The sequence below is a fragment of the Eggerthella sinensis genome, assembly GCF_003339815.1.
Taxonomy (GTDB): domain Bacteria; phylum Actinomycetota; class Coriobacteriia; order Coriobacteriales; family Eggerthellaceae; genus Eggerthella; species Eggerthella sinensis.
On record NZ_PPTT01000004.1, the window covers coordinates 135,111 to 151,277 of the forward strand.

The 16,167-nt window shown below is 67.6% G+C and carries 16 protein-coding genes and 1 tRNA gene; 9 read left to right on the forward strand and 8 right to left on the reverse strand.

What is annotated here, in order from left to right; all coding sequences use genetic code 11:
• Nucleotide 1: 1 nt before the first annotated feature.
• Nucleotides 2-1,411: a helix-turn-helix transcriptional regulator gene (locus C1876_RS03425; protein WP_114545325.1), complete on the reverse strand. Its 1,410-nt coding sequence runs from the start codon at nt 1,409-1,411 to the stop codon at nt 2-4.
• Nucleotides 1,412-1,630: 219 nt separating this feature from the next.
• On the opposite strand from C1876_RS03425, the gene C1876_RS03430 reads away from it, so the two are divergent.
• Nucleotides 1,631-3,067, forward strand: a complete 1,437-nt coding sequence (locus tag C1876_RS03430) for an FAD-dependent oxidoreductase (RefSeq protein ID WP_114545387.1) — start codon at nt 1,631-1,633, stop codon at nt 3,065-3,067.
• Between the two features lie 60 nt (nt 3,068-3,127).
• Here C1876_RS03430 and C1876_RS03435 read toward each other — a convergent pair whose 3' ends face one another.
• Both C1876_RS03435 and C1876_RS03440 read right to left on the reverse strand, forming a co-directional pair.
• Nucleotides 3,128-3,541, reverse strand: coding sequence for a DUF454 family protein (locus tag C1876_RS03435; RefSeq protein ID WP_114545326.1), 414 nt, complete (start codon nt 3,539-3,541; stop codon nt 3,128-3,130).
• A 92-nt stretch (nt 3,542-3,633) separates the two neighbouring features.
• Nucleotides 3,634-3,882, reverse strand: coding sequence for a VF530 family protein (locus tag C1876_RS03440; RefSeq protein WP_114545327.1), 249 nt, complete (start codon nt 3,880-3,882; stop codon nt 3,634-3,636).
• 296 nt (nt 3,883-4,178) lie between these two features.
• Between C1876_RS03440 and infC the strand changes: the two genes are divergently transcribed.
• Genes infC through rplT form a run of 3 tightly spaced genes read left to right on the forward strand, consistent with a single transcriptional unit; the run spans nt 4,179 to nt 5,330 of the window.
• Complete coding sequence (infC, locus tag C1876_RS03445; RefSeq protein ID WP_211309495.1) at nt 4,179-4,763, forward strand: translation initiation factor IF-3; 585 nt, start codon at nt 4,179-4,181, stop codon at nt 4,761-4,763.
• Entirely contained in the window at nt 4,756-4,953 is a 198-nt protein-coding gene (gene rpmI / locus C1876_RS03450) for a 50S ribosomal protein L35 (RefSeq protein ID WP_114545329.1), read from the forward strand. The genes infC and rpmI overlap by 8 nt, the downstream gene beginning before the upstream one ends.
• A gap of 23 nt (nt 4,954-4,976) precedes the next feature.
• Nucleotides 4,977-5,330 (forward strand): 50S ribosomal protein L20, encoded by a 354-nt coding sequence (gene rplT, locus C1876_RS03455; RefSeq protein WP_114545330.1) that lies wholly within the window; start codon nt 4,977-4,979, stop codon nt 5,328-5,330.
• Nucleotides 5,331-5,409: 79 nt separating this feature from the next.
• Here the strand turns inward: rplT and C1876_RS03460 are convergent, their stop codons facing one another.
• A complete protein-coding gene (locus C1876_RS03460; RefSeq protein WP_114545331.1) occupies nt 5,410-5,766 on the reverse strand; it encodes a NifB/NifX family molybdenum-iron cluster-binding protein in 357 nt (118 codons plus the stop codon).
• A gap of 99 nt (nt 5,767-5,865) precedes the next feature.
• Between C1876_RS03460 and C1876_RS03465 the strand changes: the two genes are divergently transcribed.
• The 3 genes from C1876_RS03465 to C1876_RS03475 are packed head-to-tail and all read left to right on the forward strand — an operon-like array spanning nt 5,866 to nt 9,500.
• A complete protein-coding gene (locus tag C1876_RS03465; RefSeq protein ID WP_114545332.1) occupies nt 5,866-8,805 on the forward strand; it encodes an FAD-dependent oxidoreductase in 2,940 nt (979 codons plus the stop codon).
• Complete coding sequence (locus tag C1876_RS03470) at nt 8,805-9,176, forward strand: DUF1667 domain-containing protein (protein ID WP_114545333.1); 372 nt, start codon at nt 8,805-8,807, stop codon at nt 9,174-9,176. Before C1876_RS03465 ends, C1876_RS03470 begins: the two co-directional genes overlap by 1 nt.
• A 51-nt stretch (nt 9,177-9,227) precedes the next feature.
• Nucleotides 9,228-9,500 carry a hypothetical protein gene (locus tag C1876_RS03475; RefSeq protein ID WP_114545334.1) on the forward strand — a complete coding sequence of 91 codons (273 nt, stop codon included), beginning with the start codon at nt 9,228-9,230 and terminating at the stop codon, nt 9,498-9,500.
• Nucleotides 9,501-9,793: 293 nt separating this feature from the next.
• Here C1876_RS03475 and C1876_RS03480 read toward each other — a convergent pair whose 3' ends face one another.
• Nucleotides 9,794-11,275, reverse strand: a complete 1,482-nt coding sequence (locus C1876_RS03480; RefSeq protein WP_114545335.1) for a DEAD/DEAH box helicase — start codon at nt 11,273-11,275, stop codon at nt 9,794-9,796.
• Between the two features lie 225 nt (nt 11,276-11,500).
• The gene (locus tag C1876_RS03485) at nt 11,501-12,970 is read right to left on the reverse strand and encodes a glycosyltransferase (protein ID WP_170139511.1); all 1,470 of its coding nucleotides are present in this window, start codon (nt 12,968-12,970) and stop codon (nt 11,501-11,503) included.
• A 118-nt stretch (nt 12,971-13,088) separates the two neighbouring features.
• Between C1876_RS03485 and C1876_RS03490 the strand changes: the two genes are divergently transcribed.
• Nucleotides 13,089-14,006 (forward strand): EamA family transporter, encoded by a 918-nt coding sequence (locus C1876_RS03490; RefSeq protein ID WP_114545336.1) that lies wholly within the window; start codon nt 13,089-13,091, stop codon nt 14,004-14,006.
• A gap of 38 nt (nt 14,007-14,044) precedes the next feature.
• Here C1876_RS03490 and C1876_RS03495 read toward each other — a convergent pair.
• Nucleotides 14,045-14,119 (reverse strand) — tRNA-Glu (locus C1876_RS03495).
• A 238-nt stretch (nt 14,120-14,357) separates the two neighbouring features.
• On the opposite strand from C1876_RS03495, the gene C1876_RS03500 reads away from it, so the two are divergent.
• Nucleotides 14,358-15,254, forward strand: coding sequence for a LysR family transcriptional regulator (locus C1876_RS03500; protein ID WP_114545337.1), 897 nt, complete (start codon nt 14,358-14,360; stop codon nt 15,252-15,254).
• Here the strand turns inward: C1876_RS03500 and C1876_RS03505 are convergent.
• A complete protein-coding gene (locus C1876_RS03505; RefSeq protein WP_244910020.1) occupies nt 15,251-16,156 on the reverse strand; it encodes an EamA family transporter in 906 nt (301 codons plus the stop codon). The two genes, C1876_RS03500 and C1876_RS03505, sit on opposite strands and share 4 nt — an antisense overlap.
• Between the last annotated feature and the right edge of the window lie 11 nt (nt 16,157-16,167).

A 16,167-nucleotide genomic window follows, 5' to 3' on the forward strand; every position in this document is an offset into this window, starting at 1 on the left:
ATTACGCATCCGTTTGGCGGAGCGTGAGGTAGTCGAGCAGTTCGGTGCGGCTGTGGATGCCCATTTTCTGGTAGATGTGCTTGATGTGGGTTTGCACCGTGTAGGGCGAGATCACCATGCGCTTCGCGATGCCCTGGGCGGTAAACCCCTGTCCGAGCAGCTCGAGGATCTCGAACTCGCGCGCCGAGAGCTTGAACTCGTCGGCGATGGCGGCGGCGTGCCGCTCGAGCGCCGAGGGCTTGCGCGGGGCGGTCATGATCTCGTGGATGCTGCGCTGCTGGTCGTTCAGCAGCACCACGAGCAGCATGAGCGCGCACATGAACGCAAGGCAGATGTCGAGCACGGTCTGCTCGCTCAGCAGGCCGGCCGCTTCCAGGCCGTTGTGCAGCACGTTTCCCACGAGCATGCCGGCGCAGATGAAGCCCTCGCTGTAGCCGAAGGCGGTGGACGAGGCCACGTAGCCCTTCACGATGAGCGCGACGAAGTACGTGGCCAACAGCACGTCGAGGGCCACCGACGAGGCCATGCTTGCGATGTAGGACAGCATGAGCGCCTCGCTGCCGCCCGCCAGATACAGGGCGATGCCGAAGGCCGCCAGCACGAGCATCCACGTGAGGATGCGTCCCGTGGGCATCTTCTCGTTGAACAGCAGCTTCGGCAGCGCCGCCACGATCATGAGCACGGCTCCCGCCGCCACGCCCAGCGCCATGGCGTCGAAGCCGATGGGCAGCTGCTCGAGGGGCACGATGGCCCACATGAACGTGCAGATGACGCACGTGAGGAACGCGATCAGGCACACGCGCACGATGGCGTTGCGGCTTGTTTTCCGGCTGGCTTTCGGCAGCAGCGCCGGGTACGACGAGGTGTCAGCGCGTCGGCGCGCGATCGCGAGCAGCGCGCCCGAGGCGAGGGGCGTGAGGGCGACGTAGACGTTCGACAGCGCGCTCGGCATCAGCGACGTGAGCACGATGGACGCGAGCACCACCACGCCGAACCCGAACGCGATGCTCTCGGCGTCGCCGTTGCGGGTGGCGGCGTAATGGTCGCCCCACAGATGGAAGAGGAAGGCCGAGGAGACGCCGCACACCACCGCCGCGCCGTAGTAGAGCGCAAGGGACGGCACGAGCCGCTCCGTGAGCTCGATGCCCACCGTGCCTGCGACGGTGGCAAGCGGCACGACGAAACGCAGCCATCCGAGCGACGACAGCCGGCGCGTCTTGAGCAGCCAGGGGAGGACGAAGTGCACGAGCGCCGCCGAGCCCAGCACGACGAGCCACGACCAGTTTTCGCCGGGCGGCACCACCGCGGTGCCGGTATAGATGTTGGGCACGAACCACAGGCAGTAGCACCAGGCCCAGAAGAAGCCGAGTCCGCACGATGCGGCCGTGAGAAGGGATCGCCGTTGCGCCATCGGGTGGGCTGCCTTTCGGGGTGGGCGTGGGTTTTCGTCAAGTATAGCCGCGGGCGCGGCCGCTCCGGTGAATCCGTTGCCGGACGGCATACCTAAAAACGAGGTATATGCCGCGTACCCGGGCGCAAGGGATGTTCGCCGGCGCGCGCGTCGTCCAAAATGAGCGCCTCGCAGCGCGCCGGAGGGAGGCGCGCGTTACCCTGAGGGAGGGTGGTTACTATGAGTTCCACCATGCATTTGACGCGTCGCTCGTTCGTCGGGCTTGCGGCGACGGCAGGCGTTGCGGCCATGGCGGGCGGCCTGCTGAGCGCCTGCACGCAGCAGGAGGCCGAACGCGCGGCGAAGAACGTCGTGGAGACCGATTTCGTCATCGTCGGCGGCGGCATCGGCGGTCTCGGCGCGGCGATTCGCGCCGGCGAAACGGGCAAGCGCTGCGTCGTGCTCGAGAAGGAAGCCGCGTTGGGCGGCGACTCCGCGCTGAGCTCCGGCACCATCCACGCGCCCGGCACGAAGCTGCAGGACGCGCAGGGGTACGGCGGCGATACCGTGGACGCTTACATCGACTACATGCGTCTGCCGGATGCGCGCTACGAGCACCCCGGCGAGCCGCTCTGCCGCGCGATGTACGCGGGCGCCGTCGCGATGGTGGACGACCTCAACGCGCAGGGGCTCGGTTTCGTGCCCCTCGAAGACTGGGACCCGCGTGCCCATAACGTCGAAGGGGCGGGCGGCGCGCTCGTGGCCTTCGTCAAACAGCAGGCGGTGGAGGCCGGTGCCGAGATCCGTCTCAAGACGAAGGCCGAGCAGCTCGTCGTGGAGGACGGGCGCGTCGTGGGCGTGCTCGACGCGGCGGGCACGCTGTACCGTGCGCCTGCGGTCATCCTCGCGACGGGCGGATTCACCAACAATCCCGCCATGGTGCAGCAGTACGTGCCCGAGTACGCGGACGTGCGCGTCATCTCGAGCGCAGGTGCCGAAGGCGAGGGGCTCGTCATGGCGCAGGAGGCGGGTGCGGGCGCGGTTGCGCTCGATGCCGGCGAGCACACATACTTCGTGAGCACGGAGAGCATGACGGATATGTCGCTGCCGCCCTCGAGCGCGCCGGGCATCGTCGTGAACATCGAGGGCGATCGCTTCCACGCCGAGGACGCGCATTACGACACGGCGGGAAAGCTGGGCATGAAGCAGCCCGAGCATCGCGGCTACTACGTGTTCGACGAGGGCGTGCGCGCCGAATACGACCTGTTCGAGGACTACTTCGCCGAGGGCATCGTCATCGGCGGAGCGCCGCTCGACGAGCTGGCCGAAACCATCGGCGCGCCGAACCTGCCGGCCACCGTCGCCCATTACAACGAGATGATGGCCACGGGCGTCGACGAGGACTTCGGACGCGAGACGTTCCTCGCGCCGCTCGAGGGGCCCACGTACTACGCGCTCAGCATCGAGCCGTGCATCTACTATTCCTACGGCGGCCTCGACATCGACGAGTGCGCGCACGTGCTTGACGAGAGCGGCGCGCCCATTCCCGGACTGTTCGCCTGCGGCGAGGTGTGCGCATCATCGGAGGTGCGCGAGGGGCTGCTGTACACGTCGGGCTTGAGCCAGGGCTACGTGTTCGGCCAGATCGCCGTGGATGCGGCTACCGAGGAGGCGTAAACGCGCACGCGCCCGCCGCGCGGATTGCGGCGGGCGCTTCGGTTTCGGCGAGGGGTTCCGTCACTCCGCTTCTTCGGCGCGGCGGGCTTGTTGGACGCGCTCGGTGCCGATGGTGGGGATGCGGACGAACATGAGGTAGAGCAGGAACAGGCTCACGCATCCGAGGATGCCCCACACGAGCGGCTTCTGCACGAACCAGGCGCTCAAACCCATGAGCGTGAACGACACGGCCAGGATGCGCACCTTCGCCGCAAGCGGGATGCCGCCCGCTTCCTTGAAGGCGGCCACGTAGGTGCGGTACACCTTCGTCGAGACGATCCAGGCATGGCAGCGCGGCGACGACTTCGCGAACAGGAACGTCGCGAGCAGCAGCAGCGGGGTGGTGGGCAGCACCGGCACGAACACGCCGATGCATCCGATGATGCAGGCGGTCCAGGCGCCGACGAGCATGAGGAAGCGGGTCGCGCGGTTCATAGGGTCTCGGTGTCCTTCCGTCGCAAAAGGCGGTATGCGGGCATCTGATGGCGCGAGTATAGCAAAAGCCGACGAAGCGTGCCGGGGAAAGCTCAGATGTCCGTCCAAAACCTCGAGTTCTTGTAGAGTTCCTCCACTTTGCTGCGCGCCCAGGGGGTCTTGCGGAGGAAGTTCAGCGCCCCTTTGAAATTGGGCTCGTTGCTGAAGCATTTGATCTTGATGCGCTTCGACAGCCCGTCCCATCCGTATTTGTTCACGAGCCGCTTGAGCATCATTTCAAGCGTGACTCCGTGGAGCGGGTCGTTGGGGTGTTCGCGCGGTTCGGGCTTGTCGGTTGGCATAGGTCCTCTGTTCTCTCGGATGCGATTATCTCACGGTTCGGGCAGCTATGCGCGCTCGATTCCTCGCATTGCGTTGTTGTGGCGAAAGCTGAAAAAGGGCTTGCATCCGGGTGGGTCCGTGCTACAATAGGCGAGTTGTTTATTCAAGTGAGGGGAAACCCTCCACCTGCTTCGGCGCTTCGGTTGCTGATGGGTCGCTCGAATACCGGCTGCAAAGCCTGACGCGAATGCGATACCCGTACGCTCCCGGCGCTACGGGTTTTTTATTATGGCGCGAAAGCGCGAAGGATTGGGAGGTGAGCGCGATAGCTGCTCAGGAGCCTCGGCTCAACGAAGAAATCAATGCGCGCGAATGCCGTTTGATCGGCTTCGACGGAACCCAGATGGGCATTTACGTGACGGCTGAAGCCCAGCGCGTCGCCGACAGCCAGGGCCTCGACCTCGTGGAAATCGCCCCGAACGCCGAGCCGCCCGTATGCCGCATCATGGACTACGGCAAGTTCAAGTACGACCAGGCCATCAAGGCAAAGCAGGCCCGCAAGAACCAGAGCAAGATCGAGACCAAGGAAATGAAGTTCCGCCCGAAGATCGACGTGGGCGACTACACGACGAAGAAGAAGCACGTCCTGCGCTTCCTCGACGGCGGCAACAAGGTCAAGATCACCATCATGTTCCGCGGCCGCGAGATGGCTCACCCCGAACTTGGCCTCACCATTCTGGAGCGTTTGGCCGATGACCTGAAGGAAATGGCGGTCATCGAAAGCCAGCCGAAGATGGAAGGCCGTAACATGCACATGCTCATCGCCCCTCTGCCCTCGGCGGTTGCGGCGAAGAAAAAGAAAGAGAACGAGAAGAAAGAAGAAGGGAACGACCATGCCTAAGATGAAGACTCATCGCGGCACCGCGAAGCGATTCCGCGTCACCGGTTCCGGCAAGATCATGCGCTCCAAGGCGTTCAAGAGCCACATCATGACGAAGAAGAGCCCCAAGCGTAAGCGCAACTTCCGCCATGAAACCGAAGTGGCCGCTGCTGACCAGAAGGTCATCGCACGCAATCTCGGCCTCCGCTAATCGAAAAGGAACAGTGATAGATCATGCCTCGTGTCAAGCGCGCAGTTGGCGCCCATAAGAAGCGTCGTACCGTCCTCAATCGTGCCAAGGGTTACTACGGCGCGAAGTCCCGTTCCTACCGTGCCGCGAAGGAGCAGGTGCAGCATTCGCTCCAGTACATGTATCGCGACCGCCGCAACAAGAAGCGCGACATCCGTCGCCTCTGGATCACCCGCATCAACGCCGGTGCCCGTCTGAACGGCCTGAGCTACTCCGTGCTGATGAACGGCCTCAAGAAGGCCGGCGTGCAGCTGGACCGCAAGGTGCTGTCCGACATGGCCATCAACGATCCCGCGGCCTTCACCGCCGTGGTCGAGGTCGCCAAGAAGGCTCTGTAAGCCTCGCGCTTTCCCAGATATGAAAGAACGCCCCGCAGGATTTCCTGCGGGGCGTTCTCGTATACGAGGGGTGGAGCTGCTACGCTTCGACGGCGTTGCGGCCCTCTTCGTCGCTGTGCCATTCGTCGCTCCCGATGAGGGTATGGGCCAGGTGCGCTTCGGCGGCGGCGCGGGCGCTGCCCTTCTGGTTGGCCACCACGTCGATGTCGGCCGCGCGCAGCGCATCGACGGTGTCGCGTTCGATGGTGCCCGTGATGAGGGTATTCACGTCAAGCTCGCGCAGCACGGCGGCAAGCCGGGCCGGCGTCTGATGGGGGTTGGGCATATTCTGGCATTCGACGATGATTCCGCATTCGATCTTGTAGCAGGTGAAGCTCGCGCAGTGTCTAAAATAGGGCGATACGTCCAGCCCCTCGCTCGCCACCGCAATCCTCATGAGTTTCCTTTCGTCGCTTCGTAGAACTCACGATACCGTGTGCGTCCGTTTGCGTGTCTGCTCTTTCGCTCAACGGCGATACATAGTAAGCTGAAGGACATGGATACCGAACCTCTTCATACTGCCGACGTCGTGATCGTGGGATCGGGCGTTGCCGGCGCGACGACCGCGCGGGAAATGGCGCGTTGGCGCCTGTCCGCGACGGTTCTCGAAGCGGGTAACGACGTGGCCTGCGGCTCGACGCGTGCGAACTCCGGCATCGTGCATGCCGGATACGATCCGCTTCCCGGCACGCTCAAGGCGCGCTTCAATGTGGCGGGGTCGAAGCTGTTTCCGCAATGGGCTGACGACCTGGGATTCTCCTATGTTCGCAACGGCTCGCTCGTGCTGGCGTTCTCCGACGAGGAACGTGCCTCCGTGCGCCGCTTGGTGGCCCGCGCGGTTGAGAACGGCGTGCCCGGCGTGCGCGAGCTCGACGCGGCCGAGGTGCGGGCGCTCGAGCCCGAAGCGAGCCCGCTCGTGCGGGGCGGCCTCGTCGCCGAGACGGGCGCCATCTGCGACCCGTACGAGGTGGCGCTGCGCGCGGCCGAGCAGGCGGCGGAGCACGGCACGACGTTCCGCTTCAACGAGCGCGTCGTGTCCGTCGAGCGCCTGGCGCCCGAACGCGCCGCGGCGCTCGACCCCGTGGGGCCGTCCGACCCGCCGCTGCGCTACCTGCTGGTCACGTCCGCGGGCGCGCGCTATGCGGCGCGTGCGGTGGTGAACGCCGCGGGCGTGTTCGCCGACGAGCTGAACAACGCGGTGAGCGCGCGCAAGCTGCGCATAACGGCGCGGCGCGGCGAGTACTGCCTGTACGACGCGGAGTACGGCCCGCTGTTCTCGCACACGGTGTTCCAGGCGCCCTCGTCGGCCGGCAAAGGCGTGCTCGTGACGCCCACCGTGCACGGCAACCTGCTGGTGGGCCCGAATGCGGTGGAGCAGGCGAGCAAGACCGACCTGTCCACGAGCGCGGAAGGGCTGCGGTTCGTGCTCGAGGCCGCTCGCAAGACCTGGCCCGATGCGAGCGCGCGCGGCATGATCGCGAACTTCGCCGGCTTGCGGGCCTCGAGCGCCGACGGCGACGACTTCGTGATCGGCGAGCCCGAGGACGCGCCCGGCTTCTTCAACATCGCCTGCTTCGACTCGCCGGGCCTCACGTCGGCGCCGGCCGTGGCCGAGCACGTAGCGTCTGCGGTGGCCGCGCAGCTGGGCGCGGCTCCCAACGAGGCGTTCGATCCGCGGCGTGTCCGCTGCGCGCCGTTCGCCGAGCTCGACGAAGCCGAGCGGGCCGACGCCATCGCGCAGGACCCGCGCTGGGGCCACGTCGTGTGCCGCTGCTGCGAGGTGACCGAGGCCGAGCTCGTGGCCGCGCTGCGCGGGCCGCTGCCCGTGCTGTCGCTCGACGCGCTGAAGTGGCGCACGCGCGCCATGATGGGCCGCTGCCACGGCGGGTTCTGCTCGCCCGAGATCGCGAAGATCGTCGCTCGCGAGACGGGCCGCGCGCCCGAAGCGCTCGACAAGCGGCTGCCCGGCTCGCCGGTGGTGGCCTCGTCGCGCCCGGACTACGTGGAGCTGGCCCGCACCGACGAGGACGCGGCGCCCGAGACGGCTGGCGAGGCCGCTGCGGCGGGTGCGCTCGCGGCCGCTCCCGGCGTGTACGACGTGGCCGTGGTGGGCGGCGGGGCGGCCGGCATCGCCGCCGCGCAGGCCGCGGCGAGCGACGGCGCGCGCGTGCTCTTGCTCGACCGCGAGGCGAAGCTCGGCGGCATCCTCAAGCAATGCGTGCACAACGGCTTCGGCCTGCATCGCTTCGGCGTGGAGCTGACGGGCCCCGAGTACGCTCAGCGCGAGATCGACGCCCTTGCGACCCGGGGCTCGGTGGACGTGCTGCCGGGGGCGACGGCGACGTCGCTCGACCCGGCCGACGCGGCTGCGGGCACGCCGCTCGTCGTGCATGCGGTGGACGCGCGCGGCGCCCATGCGTTCGCGGCGCGCGCGGTGGTGCTCGCCACCGGATCGCGCGAGCGGGGCCTCGGCGCGCTCAACATGGCGGGCGCCCGCCCGTCGGGCGTGTTCTCGGCCGGCAGCGCGCAGAATTTCATGAACCTGCAAGGATGCCTGCCCGGCCGTCGCGCGGTCATCCTGGGCTCGGGAGACATCGGCCTCATCATGGCCCGGCGCCTCGCATCGCAGGGCGCCGAGGTGGTGGGCGTGCACGAGCTCATGCCGCATCCGTCGGGGCTGCGCCGCAACGTGGTGCAGTGCCTCGACGACTTCGGCATTCCGCTGCACCTCTCGTCCACGGTGACGCGCCTCGAAGGAGAGGGGCGTCTGAGCGCCGTGTACGTGTCGCAGGTGGACCCGGATACGATCCAGGTGATACCCGGCACCGAGCAGCGCATCGCGTGCGACACGCTGCTGCTGTCGGTGGGCCTTCTGCCCGAGAACGAGGTGGCGAAGTCGGCCGGCGTGACGCTCGACGCCGTGACGGGCGGCGCGCGCGTCGACAACCGCCTGGCCACGGACGTCGCGGGCGTGTACGCCTGCGGCAACGCGCTGCACGTGCACGACCTGGTGGACCATGCGTCGCAGGAAGGCGAGCGCGCCGGCGTTGCCGCAGCCGCGCACGCGCGCCGCGGGGGCGCGGAGCGGCCTGCTGCGGCAAGCGTGCCGGTGATGGCGGGGGAGGGCGTGCGCTACGTGGTGCCCCAGACCATCGACGCCGCCACGCCGCCCGACGAGCGCCTCATGCTGTCGCTGCGCGTGACGCGCACGGTGAACGCCCCGCGCTTCATCGTGGAGGGCATCGACGCGTCGGGAGAGGTGCGCGAGCTCAAGCGGGCGAAGACCATGATCGCCGTGCCCGCCGAGATGGTGCTCATCCTGCTGCCCGCAGGCGCGGCCGAGGGCTGTTCGGCCGTGCGGGTGCGGGTGGAGGGCCGCGACGACGCCGTCTCGCCCGCAAGCGACGCCGGCATGGCCGGGGGAGGTGCCGACTGATGCAGTTCGCCACCGATATCGTCACCTTCACGTGCATCTGCTGCCCGCTGGGCTGTTGCGTGGAGGTGACGCTCGACGAGAGCGGCCAGGTGGCCGAGGTGTCGGGCTACACGTGCAAGCGCGGGGCCGACTACGCGGCGCAGGAGGCGGTCGCGCCCGAGCGCATGGTGACGGCCGTGCTGCCGTGCGGCGGCTGCCTCGAGCCCGTCAGCGTGAAAACGCAGCGCCCCGTGCCGAAGGTCGCCATGCGCGACGTGCTGGCCGCCATCGCGCGCCTTGAGCCGGACGCGCCGGTTGCCGCCGGTGACGTGCTCATCGAGGACGTGTGCGGCACCGGCGTGGCCGTGGTGGCCACGAAAAGCGTATGCTAGGGGCCGAGAAGCGACCCGCCGGGCCGTGGCCGATGGGAAAGGGAGCGCGCTATGACCGATGAACCAGAGCAGGATCGGGGCGGCGAGCCCGCTCAGCCCGAAGAGAAGAATGGCGCGCGCCTCGCGGCCACGGCGCTCGTGGCCTTCGCAACCCTCGCGCTGCTGTTCGTGGCGGCCGTGGTGGTGTTCTTCCTCATCGCTGAGCTGTTGAACGGCTCGTGGATGCTGGCCGGCAGCGCCGTGGTGGTGCTGGCGTTTTTGCTGTGGCTGGGCAACCGCCTTGTGCACGTGGCCGCCAACCAGAACAAGAACCCGCTCGGCTAGATGAAAGCGCTCGTCCTCGGCGGCACCAAGATGACGAACGTCGGCGCTCGCAGAAACTGCTCGCATTTGGCAAGTTTTTTCGCGATTGCGGTCTGGTGCGCCCAAGGCTCAGATATTGACCTGGGGCAATGTGCTCGACAATGGCAACATGCGGGCGATCGAGGGCAAAAAATGACGATTTCGCCCGCAATCGCGTAAAAATTTGCCAAATGAAGCGCGCGTAAGCGACATAGTGCGCGAAGCGGGGCCGCATCCTTCTGGTGCGGCCCCGCTTCGCATGGTGGGGGAGCTTTCTAGCGGCGCTTGCCGCGCTGCTGTGCCTTGGCGGCGCGCTGGGCGCGACCGGGACGCAAATCCGAGCCTCCGCGCTTCTTGGGAGCGCCGCCCGTTGCGGGCTTGCCCTGCGGGGCGTTCGGCTTCTTGCCCTGCGCGTTCTGCGAGCGGTTCTGCTGGCCGCCTTGCGCGCCGGCCGGCTTCTTCTTCGCGGCGGGGCGCCTTCCCTGCGGCGCGGCTTCGGTCTGCGCCTGATCGCGGGCCTTGGCCTTCTTGCGCTCGCGCGCGGCCTGCTCCTTCGCCGCCTGCTTGATCTCGGGGTCGCGGCGCGCATCGGCGCGGGCGGCCTTGCCTGCAGCCTCTTCGGCGGCCTGCTCGGCATCGAAGGACGGCACCGCCATCTCGGGGATGGGGCGCTTGATGAGCTTCTCGATGTCGCGCAGCGCGTCGGCGGTCTCGGGGCTCACGAACGACACGGCGAAGCCCGCCGCGCCCGCGCGGCCCGTGCGGCCGATGCGGTGCACGTAGTCCTCGGGCTGGGTGGGCAGGTCGTAGTTCACGACGTAGTCCACCTCTTCCACGTCGATGCCGCGCGCGAGCACATCGGTGGCCACGAGCACGCCGGTCTTGCCGGCGGCGAAGTTGTCGAGCGCGCGGCGGCGCTGCGCCTGGCTGCGGTCGGAGTGGATGGCCTCCACCGTGTACCCGGCGCGCTTGAGGCGGCGGCACGTGGAATCGGCGCGGCTGCGCGTGCGGGCGAACACGATGACGCGCTCGGAGCCCTTCTCGGCGAGCAGCGCCTTGAGCAGGGCCGGCTTGAGCAGCTGCGGCACGTGGACGACGTACTGGTCCACGGTGTCGGCCGTCTCGCCCTTGTGCGCGATCTCGACGAACGCCGGGTCGTGCAGCAGCTTGCCCACGCTGTTCTTGATGGACGCGTCGATGGTGGCCGAGAACAGCAGCGTCTGGCGGTTCGAGGGCGTGGCGCCGATGATCTTCTTCATGGCCGGCCAAAAGCCCATGTCGAGCATGCGATCGGCCTCGTCGAGCACGAGAACCTCCACGTCGCCGAGACGCACCGCGCCCTGCTCCATGAGGTCGACGAGGCGGCCCGGCGTGGCGATGAGGATGTCCACGCCGTGCTTGAGCTTGTTGATCTGCGGGGTGTAGGAAAGTCCGCCCACCACGGTGAGGATGCGATGGTGCGTCGAGGCCGCGATGGCCGTGCACACCTCGCCGATCTGCTGCGCAAGCTCGCGCGTGGGCGTGACCACGAGCATGAGCGGACCCTGGCCGCCTTTGGCGTGCTCGAGGCGGTCGAGCGAGGGCAGCGAGAAGGCCGCGGTTTTGCCGGTGCCGGTTTTGGCGGCGGCGATGAGGTCGCGCCCTTCGAGCGCGAGGGGGATGGCCTGCTCCTGGACGGGCGTGGGCGCTTCGTAGCCCAGGCGCGCGACGGCTTCAAGAGCCTGATCGGACAGGCCGAGTTCGTTGAATTGCTTCATATGTCTCTGTTTTCTGTGTCGATGCGGCTTGGCGGCCGCTGATTGCAGGTGCGGGGTTCGATCCGCCGCGTCATGCATGTGGAAGATCGAGGCGCAACCGCGGCAGATGCCGTCGGGCGCCGATTCACCAGTATAAACGTTCAAGCCGCCGCACGCGCCGATGAGCGCATAATGACCAAAACTGCCACCGATCCGACACCGCGCAAGGACGGGGCCGCAACCGCTCTAGCGGATGTGGGCGGGCTTTTTGCCCCAGTAGAACTTCAGCAGGTGCTTGCGGTAGAGGGGGTCGTCGACGTCCTTCGGCTCGGCGATGAGGCGCAGCGTGGCGCGCGCGATGTCCTCTGCGGCATCCGGGTGGCGCAGGAAGCTTCCGTTGATCAGCATGGCGTGCGCGCTCTCGGGGTTCTTCGCCACGTGGCGAAGCGTGTCCAAGAGCTCGCGCGCCGTGGTCACGTGCATGGCCGCCCCGAGCGAGGTGAGCATCTGCACGTTCACCTTCTCCTGGCCGTACGCCTTGCCCAAGAGGATCATGGGCACCTGCGCGCACAGGCACTCGGTGACGGTGAGGCCGCCCGATTTGCAGATGACGAGGTCGCTTGCGGCCATGAGCGCCGCCATGCCCTCCACGTAGTCGAGCACGGTGACGTTCGTCAGGCCCAGCTCGTCGCATTCCTGGCGCAGGTGGCGCGCGTAGTCGGCGTCGTTCCCGGCCACGAACACGAAGTGCAGCGTGTCGTCGAAGCCGTGCAGGTAGGGCAGCAGCTTGTCGAGCGCGGTGCGGAAGTGCACGTAGGGCCGCGGCAGATACGCGCCCGCCAGGGCCAGCACGACGCGGCGGTCCTGCGGGAGGTGCAGCCGCTCGCGCGTGGCAACGCGGTCGTAGGGGCGGCGGAAGTCGTCGCGCGTGGGGATGCCCGTGATGAGGATGCGGTCCTCGCGCACCTTGCGGGGGCGCAGCGTCTCGGCCATCGACTCGTTCGCGACGCAGAACAGGTCGGTGGCGCTGTGGGGCCACAGCCCTTCGGTCTCGTAGTCGGTGGGCACGCACACGATGGGGTAGTGCTGTCCGGTGAGCATGCGCGCGGCCACGGCCACGTTCGCCGCGGTGATGTGGGTGCACACGACGGCGAGGGGCTTCTTCTCGCGCACGTAGTCGGTGAACTTGGCGTACATGACATGCGACCAGATGGAGCCGCCTCCCCATAGCAGGCGCCCGGTGAGCGTGAAGCGCCAGGTGAGGTCGTAGATGGGGCGCGTGGCGCCCGTGAACAGCGAGGCCGTCTTGTTGCCGTCGAACACGATGCGCCCGTAATCGAGCACGTCGATGACTTCGATGTCGAGATCGTCGGGGACGGGAGACGGCGCGGCGACATCGGCGGCATCGGCGCTGCCGGCAGCGCCGACGACGGAAACAGCCGGCTCCGCGTCGGCGTCCTGCGCATCGCGTATGAGCTCGAAGGCCTGGGCGATGGCGTACGCGGCGCTGCGGTGCCCCGATCCCACGGATGCGTGCATCACGATGACGGTGGGCTTCGGCGGCGCTTCCTCCGCGGGCGCGAGGGCGGTGGCGTCGCCTACGGCGAGCTCGGTGGAAGCAGCGGCTGCGGAGGCGTTCGGCTCGTCCGGCACGGGGCCGGCGGCGGGCGCGGCAGCGGTCGGCAGCGGGATGGTGGTGTTCTCGTCGGTGTTCATGCGAACCATCATACCGCAAACGCGCCGCGCTGGGCGGTTTCTCGCCCGGTACCCATCGCATCGCCGCATCTGCGGGTTCGCGTCGCGCGAGGGCTCTCCCGTGCGCTAGAATAGCGGCATGCAGAAGGACGTCCTGAAATACTCGGCGCTCGTCTTCCTGGCGGGCGCCAGCTACGGCGCGCAGGCCACCACGGTGAAGGTCACCTACGCCGCGGGGTTCACATGGCCCCAGGTGGTGGCCAGCCAGGCGCTGTTCGCCACGCTGTTGTTCGCCGTCGGCCTCGTCGTGCTGCGGCTGCGCGGCACGCGCCTCGTGCCGCTCGCTCCCAAGCAGGTGCTCGCCCTTCTGGCGCTGGGCGTCAACACGTGCATCGGCACGGTGCTGTACAACTACGCGCTCACCCTGCTGCCGGTATCCGCGGCCATCACGCTGCTGTTCCAGTTCACGTGGATGGGCATCGTGGTGCAGGTGATCGCCACGCGCCGCCGCCCGCATCCGGCCGAAGCGGTCGCCGCCGCCGTCATCCTCGGCGGCACGCTGTTGGCGAGCGGCCTGTTGTTCGACGAGGTGGGCGCGCTCGACCCGCTCGGCGTGGCCTGCGGGCTGCTCTCGGCGGTGAGCTGCGCGTCGTTCATGTTCTTCTCGGGGCGCGTGGGCCGCGGCCTGCCGCCCATCGAGCGGGGGCTCGTCGTGTGCCTGGGCGCCTGCGTCCTCGCGTTCGCGCTGTGCCCCGACTACGTCGGCAGCGGCGTGCTGCAGGCCGGCATCGCGCCCTACGGCCTCATGCTGGGCTTGTGCGCGCTGTTCGTGCCGGTCATCCTGTTCGGCATCGCCACGCCGCACCTCGCGCCGGGGCTTGCCGCCATCATGGCGTCGTCGGAGCTGCCGTGCGGCATCGCGCTGTCCATGGCCGTGCTCGGCGAGCCCGTGGCCGCGTTACAGCTGGTGGGAGTGGTCGCTATCCTTGTCGGCGTCGTGGTGTCGCAGGCGCCCAACCTCGTGCCCGCGCGCGTGCGGGCGCATCCTGCGGAATGAAAAAGGCCGGAAGCGAATGCTTCCGGCCTGCACGTTCGTGGTGCCCCCAACGGGAATCGAACCCGTGTCTCAGCCTTGAAAGGGCCGCGTCCTGACCTCTAGACTATGGGGACGTTATGCGCTCTTCATCTTCAAAAAGCAGCCTGAATATTATTGCAAAGTGCGGGCCTCATTGCAAGTGCTTTTTTCGCAGAAGATGAAACCGTCTGCCGAAGAGGGCGCGCGCCCGTTTATGCGAGCCTTCGGGACGATTCAAAAATAAGTTGAACACGATGGGCGGGAGGGGCTCGTCGGTGCCGGAGTGGTACGATTTTTTCGTTTGATACCGCACGCATTCGGAAAGTCAGGCCCTTGAACATCAAGCAGATTCGATACTTCGCCGCCGTCGTCGAATACGGCAGCCTATCCGCTGCCGCGAAAAGCCAGCACATCACCGTGCAGGCCATCTCGAAGAGCATCGCCGACCTCGAGAGCGAGGTGGGGTGCGACCTGTTCGTGCGCAACAACCAGGGCATGAAGCCCACGTCGTTCGCAACGGCGCTGCACGATCAGGCGGTACCGGTGCTGGCCCGATTCTCGGAACTCGAGATCTTCGCCGCGCGCTTCAAGCGATCGGGCGACACGCTCGACTGCCTGCGCCTCGCGCTCAACACGCCGCCGTTCCTGGGCAACGAGGTGGTGCGCGAGAACACGGCGGCCCTCGTGCAGGCGCGCGTGGGCGTGGAAACCACGATGGCGCTCGCCACGGGCGGGGAGGGCCTCGCGGGGCTCAAGGCGCGCACCTTCGACGTGCTGATCACCGTGGGCGCGTTCGTGCACGCGGACGTGGAATGCCGCCCGCTCGGCACCGTGCCGTCGGCGGTGATCATGGGGAAGGGCCATCCGCTGGCCGACAAGAGCGAGCTCACGCTCGTCGACGTTGCTCCGTACCCGGTGGCCCTGTCCAGCTGGTTCGACGCGGCGAACGACAGCATCATCTCGAAGTACCGCGCGAAGAAGACGAACCTCACGTTCGTGGCATTGGAGCTGTCGGACATCTGGGAGCATTTCAAGCAGGGCGGCGTCATCTTCACCACGGGCATTCCCGCGTTGGAGAAGATGCACGGCATGACGGCGGTGCGGCCGCTCGCGCCGCAGGACAACGTGACGGTGCCCATTTGCGCCGTCTACCTCAAGGAGCGCAGCGCGGCGGTCGAGGCGCTGCTGATGGACCTGTTCACGGTGGGGCTGTCGTATTTCGGTTTCTAGGCGCGCACGCGCTTGGGCAGCAGGTTCGGCAGTTGCGACACCACCACGCCCAGCATGATGATGACGATGCCCACCACCTGCAGCGCGTCCACCGGCTCGGACAGGACGAGCACCGATATGGCGATGCCGCACGGAAGCTCCGACGACGCCATGATGGTGGACAGGCCGGCCGACAGGTGCGGCGTTCCGATGCCGAATAAAATGACGGGCACGAGCAGTCCGAACACGCCCAGGATCAGCCCGTACTTCCAGATGCCGGCCTGCAGGGCACCGCTGGCGAAGTAGTCGGGGCACACGGCGAAGCCGAGGATGCACGCGCCCAGGCACACGACGAGGCCGCGCTCGATGGGCGGCAGATCGGTGCCGATGCGCGCGGACAGGAACATGAACGAGGCGCAGCTGACGGCGGACAGCAGCGCGCACACGATGCCGACGGGGTTGAGGTCGCCCACCGTGCTCGAGAACAGGCCGCTTGCCAACAGCGTGCCGCCGAGGATGACGACGGCGGCGCCGAGCTCGGCCGGATGGGGCCGGCGGCGCGTCGCGATCACCTGGAAGACGATGCCGATCCACGTGAACTGGAACAGCAGCGTGATGGCCACCGACACCGGCAGCATGGTGAGCGCGTAGTTGTACAGCACGCACGTGGTGCAGGTGGTCAGGCCGAGACCGAGCAGCGCGAGGACGCGCTTGGGCGAAAGCGGCACGGGGCGCTTGCCGGCAACGGTCAAGACGATGAGCGCGACGCCGAACAGCAGCGCGCCGAACAAGGCTTGGCTCGCCGCCGATTGAGCCCAGGTGAACCCTTCGGCGAACGCGGATTTGACGGTGGCGGCCATGACGCCGTAGCTGGCGCCGCCCAGGAATACGACGGCGGAATATTTCAAGGTGTTCTTTTGCATGGCGGTCATTG

Coding starts and splice junctions, on each gene's coding strand:
- rpmI (WP_114545329.1), top strand. CDS start 4,756: ATGCCTAAGATGAAGACTCATCGCGGCACCGCGAAGCGATTCCGCGTC.
- C1876_RS03470 (WP_114545333.1), top strand. CDS start 8,805: ATGCAGTTCGCCACCGATATCGTCACCTTCACGTGCATCTGCTGCCCG.
- C1876_RS03430 (WP_114545387.1), top strand. CDS start 1,631: ATGAGTTCCACCATGCATTTGACGCGTCGCTCGTTCGTCGGGCTTGCG.
- C1876_RS03435 (WP_114545326.1), bottom strand. CDS start 3,541: ATGAACCGCGCGACCCGCTTCCTCATGCTCGTCGGCGCCTGGACCGCC.
- rplT (WP_114545330.1), top strand. CDS start 4,977: ATGCCTCGTGTCAAGCGCGCAGTTGGCGCCCATAAGAAGCGTCGTACC.
- C1876_RS03485 (WP_170139511.1), bottom strand. CDS start 12,970: ATGAACACCGACGAGAACACCACCATCCCGCTGCCGACCGCTGCCGCG.
- C1876_RS03460 (WP_114545331.1), bottom strand. CDS start 5,766: ATGAGGATTGCGGTGGCGAGCGAGGGGCTGGACGTATCGCCCTATTTT.
- C1876_RS03425 (WP_114545325.1), bottom strand. CDS start 1,411: ATGGCGCAACGGCGATCCCTTCTCACGGCCGCATCGTGCGGACTCGGC.
- C1876_RS03480 (WP_114545335.1), bottom strand. CDS start 11,275: ATGAAGCAATTCAACGAACTCGGCCTGTCCGATCAGGCTCTTGAAGCC.
- C1876_RS03490 (WP_114545336.1), top strand. CDS start 13,089: ATGCAGAAGGACGTCCTGAAATACTCGGCGCTCGTCTTCCTGGCGGGC.
- C1876_RS03440 (WP_114545327.1), bottom strand. CDS start 3,882: ATGCCAACCGACAAGCCCGAACCGCGCGAACACCCCAACGACCCGCTC.
- C1876_RS03465 (WP_114545332.1), top strand. CDS start 5,866: ATGGATACCGAACCTCTTCATACTGCCGACGTCGTGATCGTGGGATCG.
- C1876_RS03475 (WP_114545334.1), top strand. CDS start 9,228: ATGACCGATGAACCAGAGCAGGATCGGGGCGGCGAGCCCGCTCAGCCC.
- C1876_RS03505 (WP_244910020.1), bottom strand. CDS start 16,156: ATGCAAAAGAACACCTTGAAATATTCCGCCGTCGTATTCCTGGGCGGC.